The 14,978-nt window shown below is 72.4% G+C and carries 14 protein-coding genes; 6 read left to right on the top strand and 8 right to left on the bottom strand.

Translation table 11 applies throughout. From position 1 onward, the window contains the following. Positions 1–211: 211 nt before the first annotated feature. Together IE269_RS34820 and IE269_RS34815 are read left to right on the top strand one after the other, a co-directional pair. Positions 212–964: a 3-keto-5-aminohexanoate cleavage protein gene (locus IE269_RS34820; protein ID WP_189827336.1), complete on the top strand. Its 753-nt coding sequence runs from the start codon at positions 212–214 to the stop codon at positions 962–964. A 68-nt stretch (positions 965–1,032) separates the two neighbouring features. Continuing rightward, positions 1,033–2,109 (top strand): RNA ligase (ATP), encoded by a 1,077-nt coding sequence (locus tag IE269_RS34815; protein WP_189827267.1) that lies wholly within the window; start codon positions 1,033–1,035, stop codon positions 2,107–2,109. Positions 2,110–2,122: 13 nt separating this feature from the next. On the opposite strand, the gene IE269_RS34810 is transcribed toward IE269_RS34815, so the two are convergent. Continuing rightward, on the bottom strand, positions 2,123–3,019 hold the full coding sequence (locus IE269_RS34810; RefSeq protein ID WP_189827266.1) for a phytanoyl-CoA dioxygenase family protein: 897 nt from the start codon (positions 3,017–3,019) through the stop codon (positions 2,123–2,125). A gap of 166 nt (positions 3,020–3,185) precedes the next feature. Further along, positions 3,186–3,650 (bottom strand): redox-sensitive transcriptional activator SoxR, encoded by a 465-nt coding sequence (soxR, locus tag IE269_RS34805; RefSeq protein WP_189827265.1) that lies wholly within the window; start codon positions 3,648–3,650, stop codon positions 3,186–3,188. 99 nt (positions 3,651–3,749) lie between these two features. Between soxR and IE269_RS34800 the strand changes: the two genes are divergently transcribed. Next, positions 3,750–4,211 carry a MaoC family dehydratase gene (locus IE269_RS34800; RefSeq protein WP_189827264.1) on the top strand — a complete coding sequence of 154 codons (462 nt, stop codon included), beginning with the start codon at positions 3,750–3,752 and terminating at the stop codon, positions 4,209–4,211. A 68-nt stretch (positions 4,212–4,279) separates the two neighbouring features. Here IE269_RS34800 and IE269_RS34795 read toward each other — a convergent pair whose 3' ends face one another. The 3 genes from IE269_RS34795 to IE269_RS34785 form a co-directional block, all read right to left on the bottom strand. Then, positions 4,280–4,924: a TetR/AcrR family transcriptional regulator gene (locus IE269_RS34795; protein ID WP_189827263.1), complete on the bottom strand. Its 645-nt coding sequence runs from the start codon at positions 4,922–4,924 to the stop codon at positions 4,280–4,282. Positions 4,925–5,050: 126 nt separating this feature from the next. Then, a complete protein-coding gene (locus IE269_RS34790) occupies positions 5,051–5,338 on the bottom strand; it encodes a YiaA/YiaB family inner membrane protein (RefSeq protein ID WP_189827262.1) in 288 nt (95 codons plus the stop codon). A gap of 80 nt (positions 5,339–5,418) precedes the next feature. Next, the gene (locus IE269_RS34785; protein WP_189827261.1) at positions 5,419–6,570 is read right to left on the bottom strand and encodes an acyl-CoA dehydrogenase family protein; all 1,152 of its coding nucleotides are present in this window, start codon (positions 6,568–6,570) and stop codon (positions 5,419–5,421) included. An 85-nt stretch (positions 6,571–6,655) separates the two neighbouring features. Here IE269_RS34785 and IE269_RS34780 point away from each other — a divergent pair, with 85 nt between their 5' ends. The 3 genes from IE269_RS34780 to IE269_RS34770 all read left to right on the top strand — a co-directional run bounded on the left by IE269_RS34780 (position 6,656) and on the right by IE269_RS34770 (position 9,135). Next, positions 6,656–7,363: a TetR/AcrR family transcriptional regulator gene (locus tag IE269_RS34780; RefSeq protein WP_229898150.1), complete on the top strand. Its 708-nt coding sequence runs from the start codon at positions 6,656–6,658 to the stop codon at positions 7,361–7,363. Positions 7,364–7,377: 14 nt separating this feature from the next. Continuing rightward, positions 7,378–8,112 (top strand): ArsR/SmtB family transcription factor, encoded by a 735-nt coding sequence (locus IE269_RS34775; protein ID WP_189827260.1) that lies wholly within the window; start codon positions 7,378–7,380, stop codon positions 8,110–8,112. Positions 8,113–8,178: 66 nt separating this feature from the next. Further along, positions 8,179–9,135, top strand: a complete 957-nt coding sequence (locus IE269_RS34770; RefSeq protein ID WP_189827259.1) for a DMT family transporter — start codon at positions 8,179–8,181, stop codon at positions 9,133–9,135. Here IE269_RS34770 and IE269_RS34765 read toward each other — a convergent pair. The 3 genes from IE269_RS34765 to IE269_RS34755 all read right to left on the bottom strand — a co-directional run bounded on the left by IE269_RS34765 (position 9,132) and on the right by IE269_RS34755 (position 14,923). Beyond that, entirely contained in the window at positions 9,132–10,214 is a 1,083-nt protein-coding gene (locus IE269_RS34765; RefSeq protein WP_189827258.1) for a Zn-dependent alcohol dehydrogenase, read from the bottom strand. The genes IE269_RS34770 and IE269_RS34765 overlap by 4 nt on opposite strands. Positions 10,215–10,301: 87 nt before the next feature. After that, positions 10,302–11,696 (bottom strand): aldehyde dehydrogenase family protein, encoded by a 1,395-nt coding sequence (locus IE269_RS34760; protein WP_189827335.1) that lies wholly within the window; start codon positions 11,694–11,696, stop codon positions 10,302–10,304. Between the two features lie 1,031 nt (positions 11,697–12,727). Next, a complete protein-coding gene (locus IE269_RS34755; RefSeq protein WP_189827257.1) occupies positions 12,728–14,923 on the bottom strand; it encodes a molybdopterin-dependent oxidoreductase in 2,196 nt (731 codons plus the stop codon). Positions 14,924–14,978: the final 55 nt, after the last annotated feature.

Raw genomic sequence — 14,978 nt, 5'->3', positions numbered from 1 at the left:
CGGGGCGCGGCGGAAGTGCTCCCTGGGGCGCCGCGTCCCCCGTGTCCGTACCGCCCGTGCTCACACCCCCCACGTCCGTACCGCGCGTGCGTGTGACCCACGTATCCGTACCGGAGTCCCTGCGAGGGTTTCCGCGCGACAACCGTGCGAATGCTCAGTGCATGGCTGAATGTCAGTACCGGGTGTCACCATCGAATGCATGGTCGAGCCCTTGATTCAGGTCTGTGTGAACGGTCAGCGCGGTCCCGGCGACGGAGCCGCCGTTCCCGTGTCGCCGGACGCCATGGCCCGGTCAGCCGCCGCCGCGGTGGCCGCCGGGGCCCGTGAGGTGCATGTGCACCCGAAGACGCCGTGCGGCGACGACACCCTGTCGCCCCGCGTCCTCGCTACCACCCTGACCGCGATCCGGGACGTGGTGGACGTCCCCGTCGGCGTGACGACCGGCGCCTGGACGGAGCCCGAGCCGCAGCGCCGCATCGAGCGCATCGCGTCCTGGACGGTGCTGCCCGACCACGCCTCGGTGAACTGGCACGAGCCGGGTGCCGAGGAGGTCGCCGGGGCGCTGCTGGCGCGCGGTGTGGCCGTCGAGTCCGGGCTGTGGTCCGGCACGGACGGCATGGAGCGCTTCCTGGAGTCCCCGCTGGCGAAGCGGTCGTTGCGGGTGCTGGTGGAGGTGACCGACCCCGATCCGCTCACCGCGGAGGACTCCGCGCTCCAGTTCCTGGCCGACCTCTCGCGGCGGGGTGCGGTGGGCGACAAGGGCGAGGTGTGCGGGGCTCCGATGCTGCTGCACGGCGAGGACGGCGGGGCCTGGCCGGTGCTGGCGCTCGCGAGACGCCTGGGTCTGGCCACCCGCATCGGCCTGGAGGACACCCTGCTGCTGCCCGACGGCCGGCAGGCAAAGTCCAACGCCCAACTGGTCAGCGCCGCCCGCGATATTCGGTGGCCGGTGGAGGTGGGCTGACCGCACAGTGGGTGCTCGTCCAGCAAGTTGACGAGTTCACCACATCACGATCTTTAGGGGGCGCCGACATGTCGACGCTGCGAGTCACCGCCGAAGTACTGACCGTCCACGAGCACCCGAACGCGGACGCGCTGGAGCTGGCCCAGGTCGGGCTCTACCGCGCGGTCGTCGCCAAGGGCGCGTACCGGTCCGGCGAGGCAGCCCTCTACATACCCGAGCAGTCCGTGCTCCCGGACGCCCTGATCGAGGAGTTGGGCCTGACCGGCAGGCTCGCGGGCAAGGCCGCCAACCGGGTCAAGGCGGTGCGCCTGCGCGGCGAGGTGTCGCAGGGCCTGGTGTGCAGGCCGAGCGCCCTGGAGGGGGTGGATCTGGTCGCCGCCGCCGACGACGGCACCGACTTCGCGGAGCTGCTGGGCATCACCAAGTGGGTGCCGCCGATCCCGCCCACCATGAACGGCGAGGTGGAGCGCGCGCCGGAGCTGCTGCCCTGGGTCGACATCGAGAACCTGCACCGGTACCCGCAGATCTTCGAGCCGGGCGAGGAGGTCGTCCTCACCGAGAAGCTGCACGGCACCGCCTGCCTGGTGACGTACGTCGCGGACGAGGAGCGGGTGTACGTGTCCTCGAAGGGCTTCGGCGCACGCGGCCTGGCGCTGAAGGAGGCCGAGCGCAATCTGTACTGGCGCGCGGTCACCGGGCACCAGGTGCCCGCCGTCGCGGCGGCCCTCGCCGAGAAGCTGGGCGCACGCCGGGTGGGGATCTTCGGCGAGGTGTACGGGGCGGGCGTGCAGGACCTGGCGTATGGGGCCGACGGCCGCTCGCTGAACCTGGGTTACGCCGCGTTCGACGTGTCGGTGGACGTGGACGGGCAGGTCAGGTGGCTGGACGCGGCCGAGTTCGCGGAGCTGCTGGAGGGGCGGCTGCCGATGGTCCCGATGCTGTACGCGGGCCCGTACGACGTGTCGAAGGTGCTGGAGCTGGCGAGCGGCCGGGAGACCGTCTCCGGGCGGGAGCTGCACCTGCGCGAGGGTGTGGTGATCCGCCCGGCGGTGGAGCGGCACAGCCCTGTGGTGGGCGGCCGGGCCGTCGCGAAGGCGGTCAGCCCGGCGTACCTGACGCGCAAGGGCGGCACCGAGTTCGAGTAGAGCCGACCGCGGCTCAGAGGCCGTCGTCGAGGTGCCAGTGGTTCTGCCAGCGGGCGTCGATCGGGTCGGCGGCCGACTGGTAGCGGATGTCCGTGGACAGCCGCATCACGCCGTCCGGGTCCCGGTTGTCGAGGGAGGCGTGCACCAGGTACGGGGAGTGGACGACCATGTCGCCGGCCGCGTAGTCGGTGACCAGCCACCGGGTGTCGTGCTCCTCGGCGAGCGAGGGCAGGTCGGCGGTGAGGGAGGCGGGGCGGCGCAGCAGCCCCGCCTCCTCCTGCGCCCGCACCCGGTGGTGGCTGCGCTCCAGGTAGACCAGGCCGCCCCGGGCCAGCGGGCAGTCGCCGAGCGGGATCCAGCTGGAGAGGACGCGTTCGGTGCCCTCGCGCAGGTAGACCAGGTCGTAGTGGGCCTGGGTGGCGGTGCCGATGCCGGACTCGCCGGGCAGCCCATGCCGGATGATCTTGCGCCGGTGCAGGTGGACCTCGGGGGCGCCCAGGAACCACCGGTAGAACGCGACGAGTTCGGGGCGGCGGCACAGCGCCTCGTACTCCGGTCCCGGTACGACGCCCCGGAACAGGGCGGTGCGGAACGCCGCCCGGTCGAAGCCGCTCTGGTCGGGTGCGGCGATGCCGTCACCGGGGTCGGTGCCCTCGCGCGTCAGACCGCTGCGGGCGGTCTCGGTGAAGTAGTGGCGGCGGAACTCCCGCACCACGTCCGGCCGGAAGAAGCCCGGGAGGTAGAGGTAGCCCTCACGGTTGAACCGGGCCCGCAGGGCGGTCAGGTCGTCGCGCTCGGCGTCCGGCACCGGTGCGAGGCGGCCGAGCCGGTGCGGGGCGGGGTCGAGGGTGTAGCCGTTGGAGGTCAGGTCCTGGTGCGCCGGTGCGGTGACGGCGGTGGCGTGCGACATGCACCCCATGCTTGCGAGGGCGGGCCCGGACGTACATGGACGAAAGGGCCCGCCGCTTGGACTCCGTACGGGGACTCCGCACTGGAACTCCGTACTGGGACTCCGTACTGGAACTCCGTACTGGGACTCCGCACGCGGCCTCGGGCGCTGGGCGCGGCCTCGGGCGTCAGCCCTTCCTCTTCTCGCCCATCAGACGGGAACCCGAGATCTGCTCGCCGATGACGTCGTCCGGGTTGGACAGCACGCAGGTCTCCAGCGACAGACAGCCGCAGCCGATGCAGTCGGTGAGGTGGTCGCGCAGCCTGCCCAACTGCTTGATGCGGGCGTCGAGTTCGGAGCGCCAGTTCTCCGAGAGGCGGGCCCAGTCCTCGCGGGTGGGGGTGCGCTCCTCGGGGAGTTCGGCCAGCGCGTCGCGGATGGTGGCCAGCGGGATGCCGACGCGCTGGGCGGCACGCACGAAGGCGACCCGACGCAACGCGTCGCGCCCGTACCGGCGTTGGTTGCCGGAGGTGCGACGGCTGCTGATCAGGCCCTTGGCCTCGTAGAAGTGCAGGGCGGACACGGCGGCGCCGCTGCGCGCGGACAACTGACCGACGGTGAGTTCGTGGACCTTCACTGGAATCTGCGGCACTCCGCGAACCCTAATGGACTTCCGTTGACAGGGACACAGGGGCCCAATCATGCTGAGCAAACGCTTAATCAAGTGCGTGAGCAGCGAGGGAGCACAGGAATGACCGAGCCGAGGATCTTCACGTCCGCCGAGGAACTGAGCGCCGGCGTCGGCGAGCAGTTGGGCCACAGTGAGTGGCTGGAGATCGACCAGAAGCGGATCGACCTGTTCGCCGACGCGACGGGCGACCACCAGTGGATCCACGTGGACCCGGAGCGCGCCGCCCAGGGCCCGTTCGGGAAGACCATCGCGCACGGGTACCTGACGCTGTCGCTGTTGCCTCTTTTCGTGCCGCAGGTGATGCGGGTCGAGGGCATGAAGATGGGCATCAACTACGGCACCGGCAAGGTGCGCTTCCCGTCGCCGGTGCCGGTGGGTTCGCGGCTGCGCGCCACGGCGGTGCTGACCGAGGTGACCGAGGCCGGTGGCGGTGTGCAGGTGACGGCGAAGGTGACGGTCGAGATCGAGGGCGGCGCGAAGCCGGCGTGCGTGGCGGAGTCGATCTCGCGCTACTACTTCTGAGCCACCCGCGGAGCGGCAGCCACCCCCTGCGGAGCGGCAGCCACCCCCTGCGGAGCGGCAGCCACCTCCTACGGGGCGGCCGTCACCATCCGCAGCACGAGGTCGGCGTACAGCGCGCCGACCTCGTCGGGGGTGCGCCGTCCCTCCACGTTGAACCAGCGGGCCACGTCGATGCACAGCGACAGCACGGCGAGCGTGGTGCCCGGCACGTCGGGGACGTCGAACTCCCCCGACCTCACGCCGTCGTTGATGATGCGGCGCACGGCGGCGTCGCTGCGGCGGCGCAGTTCCACGATCTCCGCGCGGTGCTCCTCGCCGAGCGCGTCCAGTTCGTACTGCACGACACGCGCGGTGGTGTGGTGCGCGGCGTGCCACCGTACGAAGGTGACGACGGCGTCCGCGAGGCGTTCGGCGGCGGTGCCGTCGCCGTCGGCGGCGGTCTCCAGGATGCGCAGGGCCTTGTCGTGGCCGATGCGGCTGATCCGGTGGAGCAGTTCTTCCTTGGTCTTGTAGTGGATGTAGAGCGCGGCCGGGCTCATGCCGGCGCGGCCCGCGATGTCGCGGGTGGTGGTGGCGTGGTAGCCGCGCTCGGCGAAGGCTCCGACGGCGGCGACGAGCAGTCTCCTGGCCGCCTCCGGGGCGACCTCGCCCCAGGCGGATGCCTCGTTCGTCCCGCCCTCGGCGGTGCCCTCCGCGTCCTGCGCCGTGCTCATCGCGCACCTCTTCCGTCCGTACAGCAGGACGCACACCATACCCCGCAGTACTGAGCAAGCGCTTAGCGTGCGGGGCGGAGTGCGGCCCAGAGCCTCTGGGCGACCCGGAGCTTCCGGGCAGTCCGTCTAGAGCTTCTGGAAGGGGTCGTGCTCGGCGAGCAGCTTCTCCAGCCGCGCCTGGTCGACCCGGCTGACGATCTGCCCGGCCTCCTGCTTGTCGCGGATCACCTTGGCGAGGGTGAAGGAGGAGGTGGTCAGGTAGAGGACGGCGATGGCGAGGAAGGCGCGCACCCAGCCGCTGGCATCCAGGTAGAAGATGCCGATGGTGACGGCGCCGAGCGCGACGGCGAAGGAGGCGATGGCCTGGGCGTAGTAGGCCCCGGTGTTCTGCTGCTTGACCTGTGTGTCGCTCATGCGGACAGGGTGACCCGGATCACTCCGGGCTCCCATCCGTACGCGTACTCAGAAACGTACTCAGACGGCCCGGGGCCACTTCAGAAGGCCGAAACCCCCGTCAGCGCACGGCCGATGACCAGCTTCTGGATCTGGCTGGTGCCCTCGTAGAGGGTCATCACGCGGGCGTCGCGCAGCAGCTTGCCCGCCGGGTACTCGTCGATGTAGCCGTAACCGCCGTACACCTGGAGGGCGTTGTTCGCGGCGCGCACGGCGGCCTCGGAGGCGAAGAGCTTGGCCTTGGAGGCGGCGGTGACGAAGGGCTCGCCCCGGTCGACGAGGTCGGCGACGCGCCAGGTCAGCAGGCGGGCGGCGTCGACGTCGACCGCGATGTCGGTGATCAGCTCCTGGACGAGCTGGTGGTGGGCGATGGTCTTGCCGAACTGCTCGCGCTCGCCCGCGTACGACAGGGCCGCGTCCAGCGCCGCCTGGGCGATGCCGACGCAGCCCGCCGCGACCGACATGCGCCCCTTGGCGAGCGCCGACATGGCGACGGAGAAGCCCTTGCCCTCGGGGGCGAGCATCGCGGAGGCGGGCACGCGGACGTCTTCCAGGACGAGTTCGGCGGTGGCCTGGCCGCGCAGACCGAGCTTGCCGTGGATGGTGCGGCGGGTGAGGCCGGGGGTGTCGGTGGGGATCAGGAAGGCGGAGACGCCCTGGTGGCCGGGGGCGTCGGTGGAGCGGGCGAAGAGGAGGACGACGTCGGCCCAGGTGCCGTTGGTGATGAACATCTTGGTGCCGTTGATCACGTAGTCGTCGCCGTCGCGGACGGCCTTCGTGATCAGGTTTCCGGCGTCGGAGCCGGTGCCGGGCTCGGTGAGGCCGAAGCAGCCGATGGCCTCGCCGGAGGTGAGGCGCGGCAGCCACTGCTGCTTCTGCTCCTCGCTCCCCCACGCGGCGATCGTCTTGGCGACCAGGCCGAGCGACACGGAGACGATGCCGCGCACCGAGGAGTCGCCGCGGCCGAGTTCTTCGGTGACCAGGCAGTAGGCGAGGTGGTCGCCGCCGGAGCCGCCGTACTCCTCGGGGATCGTCAGGCCGAGGAAGCCGAGGGCGCCGAGCTTCTTCACGATCGACTTGTCGACGTTCTCGGTGCGGTCCCACTCCACGACGTGCGGGGTGATCTCGCGGGCCACGAAGTCACGGGCGAGCCGTTGGACGGCTCTCTGCTCCTCGCTGAGTTCCAGGTTCACGGCACCCGCCCCTTCCGTCCTGCGTCTTCGTGCAAGAATTAATTAGCACTGCTAGTTTCCAGTTGCCCGGCCTACTATGTGCCGCATGGCCCGACCGCGCAAGCCCCTGTTGAGCAGAGACCGCATCGTCGAGACGGCGCGCGCGCTCGTGGACTCCGAGGGCCTGGACGCGGTCTCCACGCGGCGGCTCGCGGCGGAGCTGGGGGTCAGCGGACCGTCCCTCTACAACCACTTCCGCAACAAGGACGAGATCCTGGAGGCGGTCGCCGACACGGTGTCCGCGAAGGTCGATCTGTCGATGTTCGACGCGGCCGACGGCCGCGACTGGCGGCGGGCGCTGCACGACTGGGCGCTCTCCTACCGCGCCGCGCTCACCGAGCACCCGCACATCGTCCCGGTGCTCGCGCGCGGCCCCGGCCGCCGCCCGGCCGGGCTGCGGGTCGCCGACGCGGTGTTCGGGGCGATGGTGCGGGCCGGCTGGCCGCCCGCCCAGGCGACGTACATCGGCGCGCTCATGCGCTACTTCGTGACGGGCTCGGCGCTGGGCTCCTTCGCGCGCGGCTTCGTCGACGACGAGACGGCGTACGACCCGGCCGACTACCCGCACCTCGGGCAGGCGCACCTGCTCGCGGACCACCAGGAGAAGGTGGACGAGGGGGCGTTCGAGACGGGCCTGCGGGCGCTGCTGGACGGGCTGGGGGTCCAGTACGAGGCGGGACGGTACGCATCGGAGCGCGCCGGGAGCGGGGCCGGGGGCTTCGCGACGGTTCGGCCGGCGCCGAAGCTTCCGTAGGGCACCCTGGAGGAATGCCGAAATCCTCCGCCCCCGCGTCCGACACGGCCGGAACCCCCGCGGCCCGTCTCGCCGCCCTCGCGTGCCTGCTGTCCGACGAGACCCGGGCCGTGTTCCTGCTCTCCCTCCTGGACGGCCGCGCCTGGACCGCGAGCGAACTCGCCCGGCAGGCGGGCGTCGCCGCCTCCACCGCCAGCGAGCACCTGGGGCGGCTGGTGTCGGCCGGACTGCTGGCCGAGGAGCGGCAGGGCCGTCACCGCTATGTGCGCCTCGCGGACGCGGACGCGGCGCAGCTCGTGGAGTCGGTGGCCTCGTACGCGATTCCGGGCCGCGACGCCCCGCACACGCTGCGGGCGGCGAGCGTGGGGGCGGCGATGGCGCGCGGGCGCACCTGCTACGACCATCTGGCGGGCCGCCTGGGCATCGCGATCACGGAGGCGATGGAGGCGCGCGGCCTGCTCCTGACGGTCAACGGTTTCGCGCTCACGGACACGGGCCTGGCCTGGTTCGACGACTTGGGAATTCCCCTCGCGACGCTCAAGACCCGCCGCCCGACGGTGAGTTCCTGCCTGGACTGGACGGAGCGCAAGCGCCACCTGGCGGGCGTCGCGGGGGCGGAGCTGTGCCGTCGCGCGCTGGAGGAGAAGTGGTGCGTACGGATCGGGACGGAGCGCGCGGTGAAGGTGACTCCGGCGGGCGAGCGCACCTTCTGCGACCTGCTCGGCATCGATGCGGCGGCGCTTCGGTGATCCCCGCACCCTGACGACATCGACACTTCGGTGACAGCCGAAGTGTTCATGCCCTAGCATCGCGGCATGAGCAACTCCTCCTCCCCCTCGACCCGTTCCGAGCCGCTCGCGCTGGTCGCGGCCGCCGTGACCGTGGTGCTGTGGGCCTCGGCCTTCGTGTCCATCCGCAGCGCGGGCGAGTCGTACGAGCCGGGCGCACTGGCGCTCGGACGGCTGCTGTCCGGCTCGGTCGTCCTGGTCGTCATCCTGCTGATACGGCGCGAGGGCCTGCCGCCGAAGGCCGCCTGGCCGGGCATCGTCGTCTCCGGCCTGCTCTGGTTCGGCGCGTACGCGGTGGCGCTCAACTGGGGCGAGCAGCTGGTGGACGCGGGCACGGCGTCGCTCGTGGTGAACGTGGCCCCGATCCTGATGGCACTGCTGGCCAGCCGCTTCCTGGGCGAGGGGCTGTCGCCGCGCCTCATCGCCGGAATGATCGTCTCCTTCGCGGGTGCGGCGATCGTGGGCGTCTCGATGTCGGGCGGCGGCGGTACGTCGCTGCTGGGTGTGGTCCTGTGCCTGGTGGCGGCCGTGACGTACGCGATCGGAGTGGTCGCCCAGAAGCCCGCGCTGACGCATGCCACGCCGCTCCAGGCGACGACGTACGGCTGTGTGATCGGCGCGGTCGCCTGCCTGCCGTTCAGCGGCCAGCTCGTGGACGGCCTCGCCCACGCCCCGTTGTCGGCGACGCTGAACATGGTCTACCTGGGCATCTTCCCGAGCGCGCTGGCCTTCACGACCTGGGCGTACGCGCTCAAGCGCACCACGGCCGGGAAGATGGGCGCGACCACCTACGCGGTGCCCGCGATCGTCGTGCTGATGTCCTGGCTGCTGCTGGACGAGGTGCCGGGCTGGATCACGCTGCTCGGCGGGGCGGTGTGCCTGGCGGGCGTGGCGGTCTCGCGCTCCCGCTCGCGCAAGGCGGAGGTGCCGCTGGCCGACACCACCGCCCCCGCCCCCGGCCCCGCCCCCGAGAAGACCCGCTAGAACACCACCAGCGCCCGGCCGCCCTTGCCCGCGAGCATGTTGTCGAAGGCGGCCGGGATCCCGTCGAGGGTGATGCGCTCGGTGACCATGGACGCGAGGTCGAGGCGGCCCGCCCGGATGTGCTCGGCGAGGACGGGCAGGTCGCGGGCCGGGTCGCTGTTGCCGTACACACAGCCGGACAGGGTGCGTCCCCAGTGGAAGATCTCCAGGGCGTTGAAGGAGACCTGCTGGTCCTTGCCGCCGATGCCGACCACGGTCGTCCGGCCGCCCCGGCGGGTGGACTCCCACGCGGTACGAATCGTGGCCGCGCGCCCCACGCACTCGACGGCGACGTCGGCACCGTGCCCGCCGGTGAGGCGGCGGACGTCCTTGGCGGTGGTGTCGGATGCGATGAGGTAGTCGGTGGCGCCGGCGGCGCGCGCCAGCTCCTCCTTCTCCGGAGACACGTCGACGGCGACGATCTGCCCGGCTCCGGCGATCCGGGCGGACTGGATCGCGGCGAGGCCGACGCCTCCGACCCCGTACACGACGACGGTCTCCCCCTCGCGCACGCGGGCGCTGTGGTGCACGGCGCCGTAGCCGGTGAGGACGGCGCAGCCGAGGAGGGCGGCGTCGGTGAGCGGAATCCCTTCCGGGGCGGGCAGGACGCACTTCGCGGCGACGACGGTCTCCTCCGCGAAGGCGGCGACGTTGAGGCCGGGGTGGAGGTCGGTTCCGTCGCCGGTCGTGCGGGCGTAGACGTCACCGGCGCCGGTGAGAGCGTCGGCGCACAGCCACACCTCGCCGAGGGAGCAGGCGTGGCAGGAGCCGCAGGAGGGCGCCCAGTTGAGGACGACGCGGTCGCCGGGTGCGAGGTGGGTGACGGCGTCACCGACCTCGGTGACGGTGCCGGCCCCCTCGTGCCCGAGGACGGCGGGGAGGGGGACGCGCATGGTGCCGTTGGTGAGGGAGAGGTCGGAGTGGCAGACCCCGGCGGCGGCGAGCCTGATGCGGACCTGGTGGGGTGCGGGGGCGGGGAGGGTGATGTCGGTGAGGCGGAGGGGGGTGTGCGGTGCGTGGATGACGGCGGCGCGGGTCACAGGCGGGACTCCTCGGGGGTACGGGGCGGGGCGGGCCGGTGAGGGGGTGCCGGACCGGGCCCGGCACCCCCTTCGACGCAACCGGTCCTAGAACTGGAGGGACTTCGTCTGGAGGTACTCCGAGAGGCCGTGGGCGCCCAGTTCCCGTCCCACCCCCGACTGCTTGTAGCCGCCGAAGGGGGCGAGGGGGTTGAACCGGCCCCCGTTGATGTCCACCTGCCCGGTGTCCATCCGCCGGGCGAACGCCGCCGCCGTCTCCGGTTCCGCCGCCCACACCGCCCCCGCGAGCCCGTACACCGTCCCGTTGGCGATCCTCAGCGCGTCGTCCTCGTCCTCGTACCGCAGGATCGAGATCACCGGCCCGAAGATCTCCTCCTGGGCGATGGTCATCTCGGGCGTGACGTCGGCGAAGACGGTCGGCGAGACGTAGTAGCCCTTCTCCAGCGGTGCTTCCGCCCCGCCCGCGACGATCCGCGCGCCCTCCTCGACGCCCTTGGTGATGTAACCCCGCACCCGCTCCAGCTGCTTGGCGTTGACCAGCGGTCCCACCCGCTCCCCCGGCGCGTACTTCGCGACCGCGTCCGCAGCCAGCGACACGGCTTCCTCGTACACGTCCGCGTGCACCAGCATGCGCGTCCACGCGCTGCACGTCTGCCCGGAGTTGGCCATCACGTTGGCGACGCCGACGTTGACGGCCTTGGCCAGGTCGGCGCCCGGCAGGATCACATTGGCCGACTTGCCGCCCAGCTCCAGCGCGACCCGCTTGACCGCCGCGCCCGCGACCGCGCCGATCTGCCGGCCGACGGCCGTGGACCCGGTGAACGACACGAGGTCCACCCCCTCGTGCCCCGCGAGCGCCTGCCCGGCGACCGGGCCGAGCCCGGTGACCAGGTTGAACACCCCGGCGGGCAGCCCCGCGTCGTGCACCACCTGGGCGAAGAGCTGCGCGGTCAGCGGGGTGTCCTCGGCGGGCTTGAGGACGACCGTGCAGCCCGCCGCCAAGGCGGGGGCCACCTTGGCAACGATCTGGTGCAGCGGATAGTTCCACGGCGTGATCGCCCCGACGACGCCCACCGGCTCGGCGTACACCGTCGAGTTGCCGACCTTCTCCTCGAAGGCGTACGTGGCGGCCAGTTCGGCGTACGAGCCCGCGACCACGATCGGCAGCCCGGCGTGGACGGCCTCGGCCAGGGCGGGCGGTGCGCCCAGTTCGGCCGTGACGGTCGCCGCGATCTCGTCCTTGCGGGCGGCGAGCCCGTCGCGCACCGCGCCGATCAGCGCGGCCCGTTCGGCGGGCGGGGTGGCGGCCCAGCCGGGGAACGCCTCGCGGGCGGCGCTCACGGCCGCGTCCACGTCGGCGGGGGTGCCCGCCGGGACGTGCCCGACGATCTGCTCGTCGGCGGGGTTCACGACGGGAAGCGTCTCCTCGCCGAGGGCGGGACGCCATGCGCCGCCGATGTACATGCCGCTCTGCGCCTGCACCGTCATCGAAGTTCCTCCACCGGTCCGGTCCGTCGGTCGGTCCTGCTCGTGCGCGCCTCGTACGTGCGCGCCTCGTACGTGCGCGCCTCGTACGTGCGCGCCTCACACGTGCACGCCCCAAACTAGCGGCGTTAGTTTTTTGGCGCCAGGGGCGGACCGGGGACGCGGCCCGCGGACCCGCGCCGCCTCTGTAATTCCCCAGTAACGCCTGCCTCCTACGGTCACGGCCAGCCCGACCGCCCCAAGCGACGGCCGACCACCGAACTCTTGCCCAGCACCCCACCCTTCAGGGTGGAAGTGGCGGGCACCCTGCCCATAGCGGCCCGGAGACCCGCAGCGCCATGGCTGTGATCGCCTTACCGGACAACGGAGTCGTCCGGTCTACCGCCGGACGGGCGGGAAGTCAGGCCTGCGGAGGCCATGTAGGACCGACCCTCACTGGTCGGCAGCGGCCCGTGAAACAGGAACCCGAGGTGGTGCTGCGGAGCAGTACGGACCGAAATCTCCTGCCCTCGGGAAGGAGAGGACGTCAAGGCGGACCAGGTGTGGTCGGCGTACGACGACCGGGGCGAGGGCATCGTCGTCGCGAACGTCGACTCCGGTGTGCGGACGGGGGGCGGGGCCGTGGGGGAAGCGCGGGAGCTTCTCGTACGGGCGGGGGGTGCGGCGGTGGAGCGGGGGGGGGACCGGCAGGCGGGTCACGAGGTGCGGCTCGAGTCGGCCGAACTCGCGCTGTCCGTGGGGGACTTCGAGGGCACCCTGCGCGTGCTGGGCGATGAGGACGTGCCGGGGGCGGGGGCCCTGGCCGCGCGGGCCCACCTGGGGGCGGGGCGCAAGGGCCTTGCGGCGCGGGTGGTGGAAGGGGAGGTGGTGCGGGCGGGGCGCAGCGGGGAGGTGTGGGCGGAGGCGCAGGCCCGGATCGTCCTGCGGGAGGCCCGCGCCACCTGGCCCCTACGCCCCCGTCGGCACGAGTGTCACCTCGAACTGACCCCTGCACCCCCGCCGGCACGAGTGTCACCTCGAACTGACCCCTACACCCCCGTCGGCGTGAGTGTCACCTCGAAGCCGTTCAGGACGGCTGTGCCGGAGAGGGGGTCCAGGAGGGTGCCGTCCAGGAGTTGGTTGACGTTGGCGCCGGGACGGGCGGAGGCGACCGAGAGGCGGGTGCCGGGGCGGGAGTGGCCCCAGCCGTGGGGCAGGCTCACCACGCCCGCCCGGACGGACTCCGTCACCTCCGCCTCGGCCGAGATCTCGCCGCCCGCGCCCCGTACCCGTACGAGAGAGCCGTCCGTGACGGACAGGCGCTCCGCGTCCTGGGGGTGGATGTGGAGGGTGCAGCGGTTGGAACCGCCGTTCAGGGCGGGGAGGTTGTGCATCCAGCTGTTGTTGGAGCGCAGGTGCCTGCGGCCCACCAGGAGGAGGGCGCCCTCCCGCTGTCGTACGTCGAGGGCCGCCCGCAGGCGCGGAAGGTCGGCGGCGATGGGGTCCGGGAGGAGTTCGACGCGGCCGGTGCGGGTGCGCAGGACCTGGTCGAGACGGGGTTGCAGCGGGCCCAGGTCGATGCCGTGCGGGGCGGCGCGCAGGGCGGCCAGGGTGAGCCCGTCGTACGGGCCCAGGCGCAGCATGAGGTCCAGGATGCGTTCGGGGCCGGTGGTGCCTGTGAGGTCTGCGGCCGTCTCCGGCCCGGCGCCCGCCTTGCGCAGGAGGCGGTCGACGATCAGGTCGTCGACGGCCGATGGATCCGCGCCGTGCATGCCGCTGACCGCCAGGACCAGCCGGGCGTGGATCTCGCACTCGTCCATCGTGCCCGCGTCCAGGGGGACGGGGGCGGGCGTGTAGCGGGCCTGGTTGCGGACCGCGAAGCCGTTGAAGGCGAAGTCGAAGTGGGCGCTGCGGGACGGCGGCGGGGGCGGCAGGATCACGTCCGCGTGCCGGGAGGTCTCGTTGAGGTACGGGTCGACGGAGATCATCAGGTCGAGGTCGTCGGCGAGGGCGTTGTCGAGGCGGTCGCCGTCGGGCGCGGAGAGCACCGGGTTGGCGGCGATGGTGATCAGGGCGCGGATGCGGCCCTCGCCCGGGGTCGCGATCTCCTCGGCGAGTGCGGCGAGCGGGAGTTCGCCCTTCGCCTCCGGGTGGCCGCCGACCCGGCTGCGCCACCGGCCGAGCGCGAAGCCCTTGCGGGAGGGGGAGGAGGAGACGACCGAGGTCGCGGAGAGCGGGAAGAGCGCGCCGCCGGGGCGGTCCAGGTTGCCGGTCAGTGCGTTGAGTACGTCGACGAGCCAGTTGGCCAGCGTCCCGAAGGCGACCGTGGAGCCGCCGACCCGGACGTACACCGCAGCGGTGGGCGCGGCGGCCAGCTCGCGGGCGACCTCGCGGATCTCCTGCGGCGTCACGTCGCACACCCCGGCGACGGCCTCCGGCGTGAACTCCCGTACCGCTTCCTCGACTTCCGCGAGCCCGTCGAGGCGGTCGGCGAGGTGCGGGCCCGGTGCGGCGAGCTTCTCCTCCAGGAGTACGTGGGCGAGCGCGGCCAGCAGAGCGGCGTCCGCGCCGGGCCGGATCGCCACGTGCCGGTCGGCCAGTTTGGCGGTGCGGGTGCGGCGCGGGTCGATCACGGTGAGCGTGCCGCCGCGCGCCTTGAGGGCCTTGAGCCGGCCGGGGAAGTCGGGGGCGGTGCACAGACTCCCGTTGGAGTCCAGGGGGTTGGCGCCGATGAGGAGGAGGTGGTCGGTGCGGTCCAGGTCGGGGACGGGTATGGCGAAGGGGTCGCCGAAGAGGAGGCCGCTGGAGACGTGCTTGGGCATCTGGTCGACGGTGGACGCGGTGAAGAGGCTACGGGTGCCGAGTGCGCCGAGCAGCACGGGCGGGTAGAGGGCACCGGCCATGGTGTGCACGTTGGGGTTGCCGAGGACGACACCGACGGCGTGGGGCCCGTACTCCTCGATCAGGGGCCGGATGCGGGCGGCGATCAGATCGAACGCCTCACGCCAACTGGCCTCCCTGAGCTGCCCGTTCGTCCGGATCAGGGGCGCGGTGAGGCGGTCCGGGTCGCCGTCGAGCTCGCCGAACGCGGCCCCTTTGGGGCAGATGAATCCCCGGCTGAAGACGTCGTCCGCGTCGCCGCGCGCGCCGGTGACCCGGGTGCCGTCGACGGTGAGGGTCAGGCCGCAAGTGGCTTCGCAGAGCGGGCAGATGCGCAGGGCGGTGCGCTGAGCGGTGCGGGACACGGAGTCCTCCGGAGGCACGACGACGTGCGGGCACCGCGAGCATACCGACCGGTAC

It is taken from the genome of Streptomyces spiroverticillatus, from assembly GCA_014650415.1.
Taxonomy (GTDB): Bacteria; Actinomycetota; Actinomycetes; order Streptomycetales; family Streptomycetaceae; genus Streptomyces; species Streptomyces spiroverticillatus.
The sequence above is the reverse complement of the archived record's forward strand: the minus strand, read 5'-3'. Positions and strand labels throughout refer to the sequence as shown.

What these genes read in the sequence shown, in the direction of transcription:
- IE269_RS34815 (WP_189827267.1), top strand. Translation starts at nt 1,033, where the DNA reads ATGTCGACGCTGCGAGTCACCGCCGAAGTACTGACCGTCCACGAGCAC.
- IE269_RS34810 (WP_189827266.1), bottom strand. Translation starts at nt 3,019, where the DNA reads ATGTCGCACGCCACCGCCGTCACCGCACCGGCGCACCAGGACCTGACC.
- IE269_RS34800 (WP_189827264.1), top strand. Translation starts at nt 3,750, where the DNA reads ATGACCGAGCCGAGGATCTTCACGTCCGCCGAGGAACTGAGCGCCGGC.
- IE269_RS34795 (WP_189827263.1), bottom strand. Translation starts at nt 4,924, where the DNA reads ATGAGCACGGCGCAGGACGCGGAGGGCACCGCCGAGGGCGGGACGAAC.
- IE269_RS34790 (WP_189827262.1), bottom strand. Translation starts at nt 5,338, where the DNA reads ATGAGCGACACACAGGTCAAGCAGCAGAACACCGGGGCCTACTACGCC.
- IE269_RS34780 (WP_229898150.1), top strand. Translation starts at nt 6,656, where the DNA reads ATGGCCCGACCGCGCAAGCCCCTGTTGAGCAGAGACCGCATCGTCGAG.
- IE269_RS34775 (WP_189827260.1), top strand. Translation starts at nt 7,378, where the DNA reads ATGCCGAAATCCTCCGCCCCCGCGTCCGACACGGCCGGAACCCCCGCG.
- IE269_RS34770 (WP_189827259.1), top strand. Translation starts at nt 8,179, where the DNA reads ATGAGCAACTCCTCCTCCCCCTCGACCCGTTCCGAGCCGCTCGCGCTG.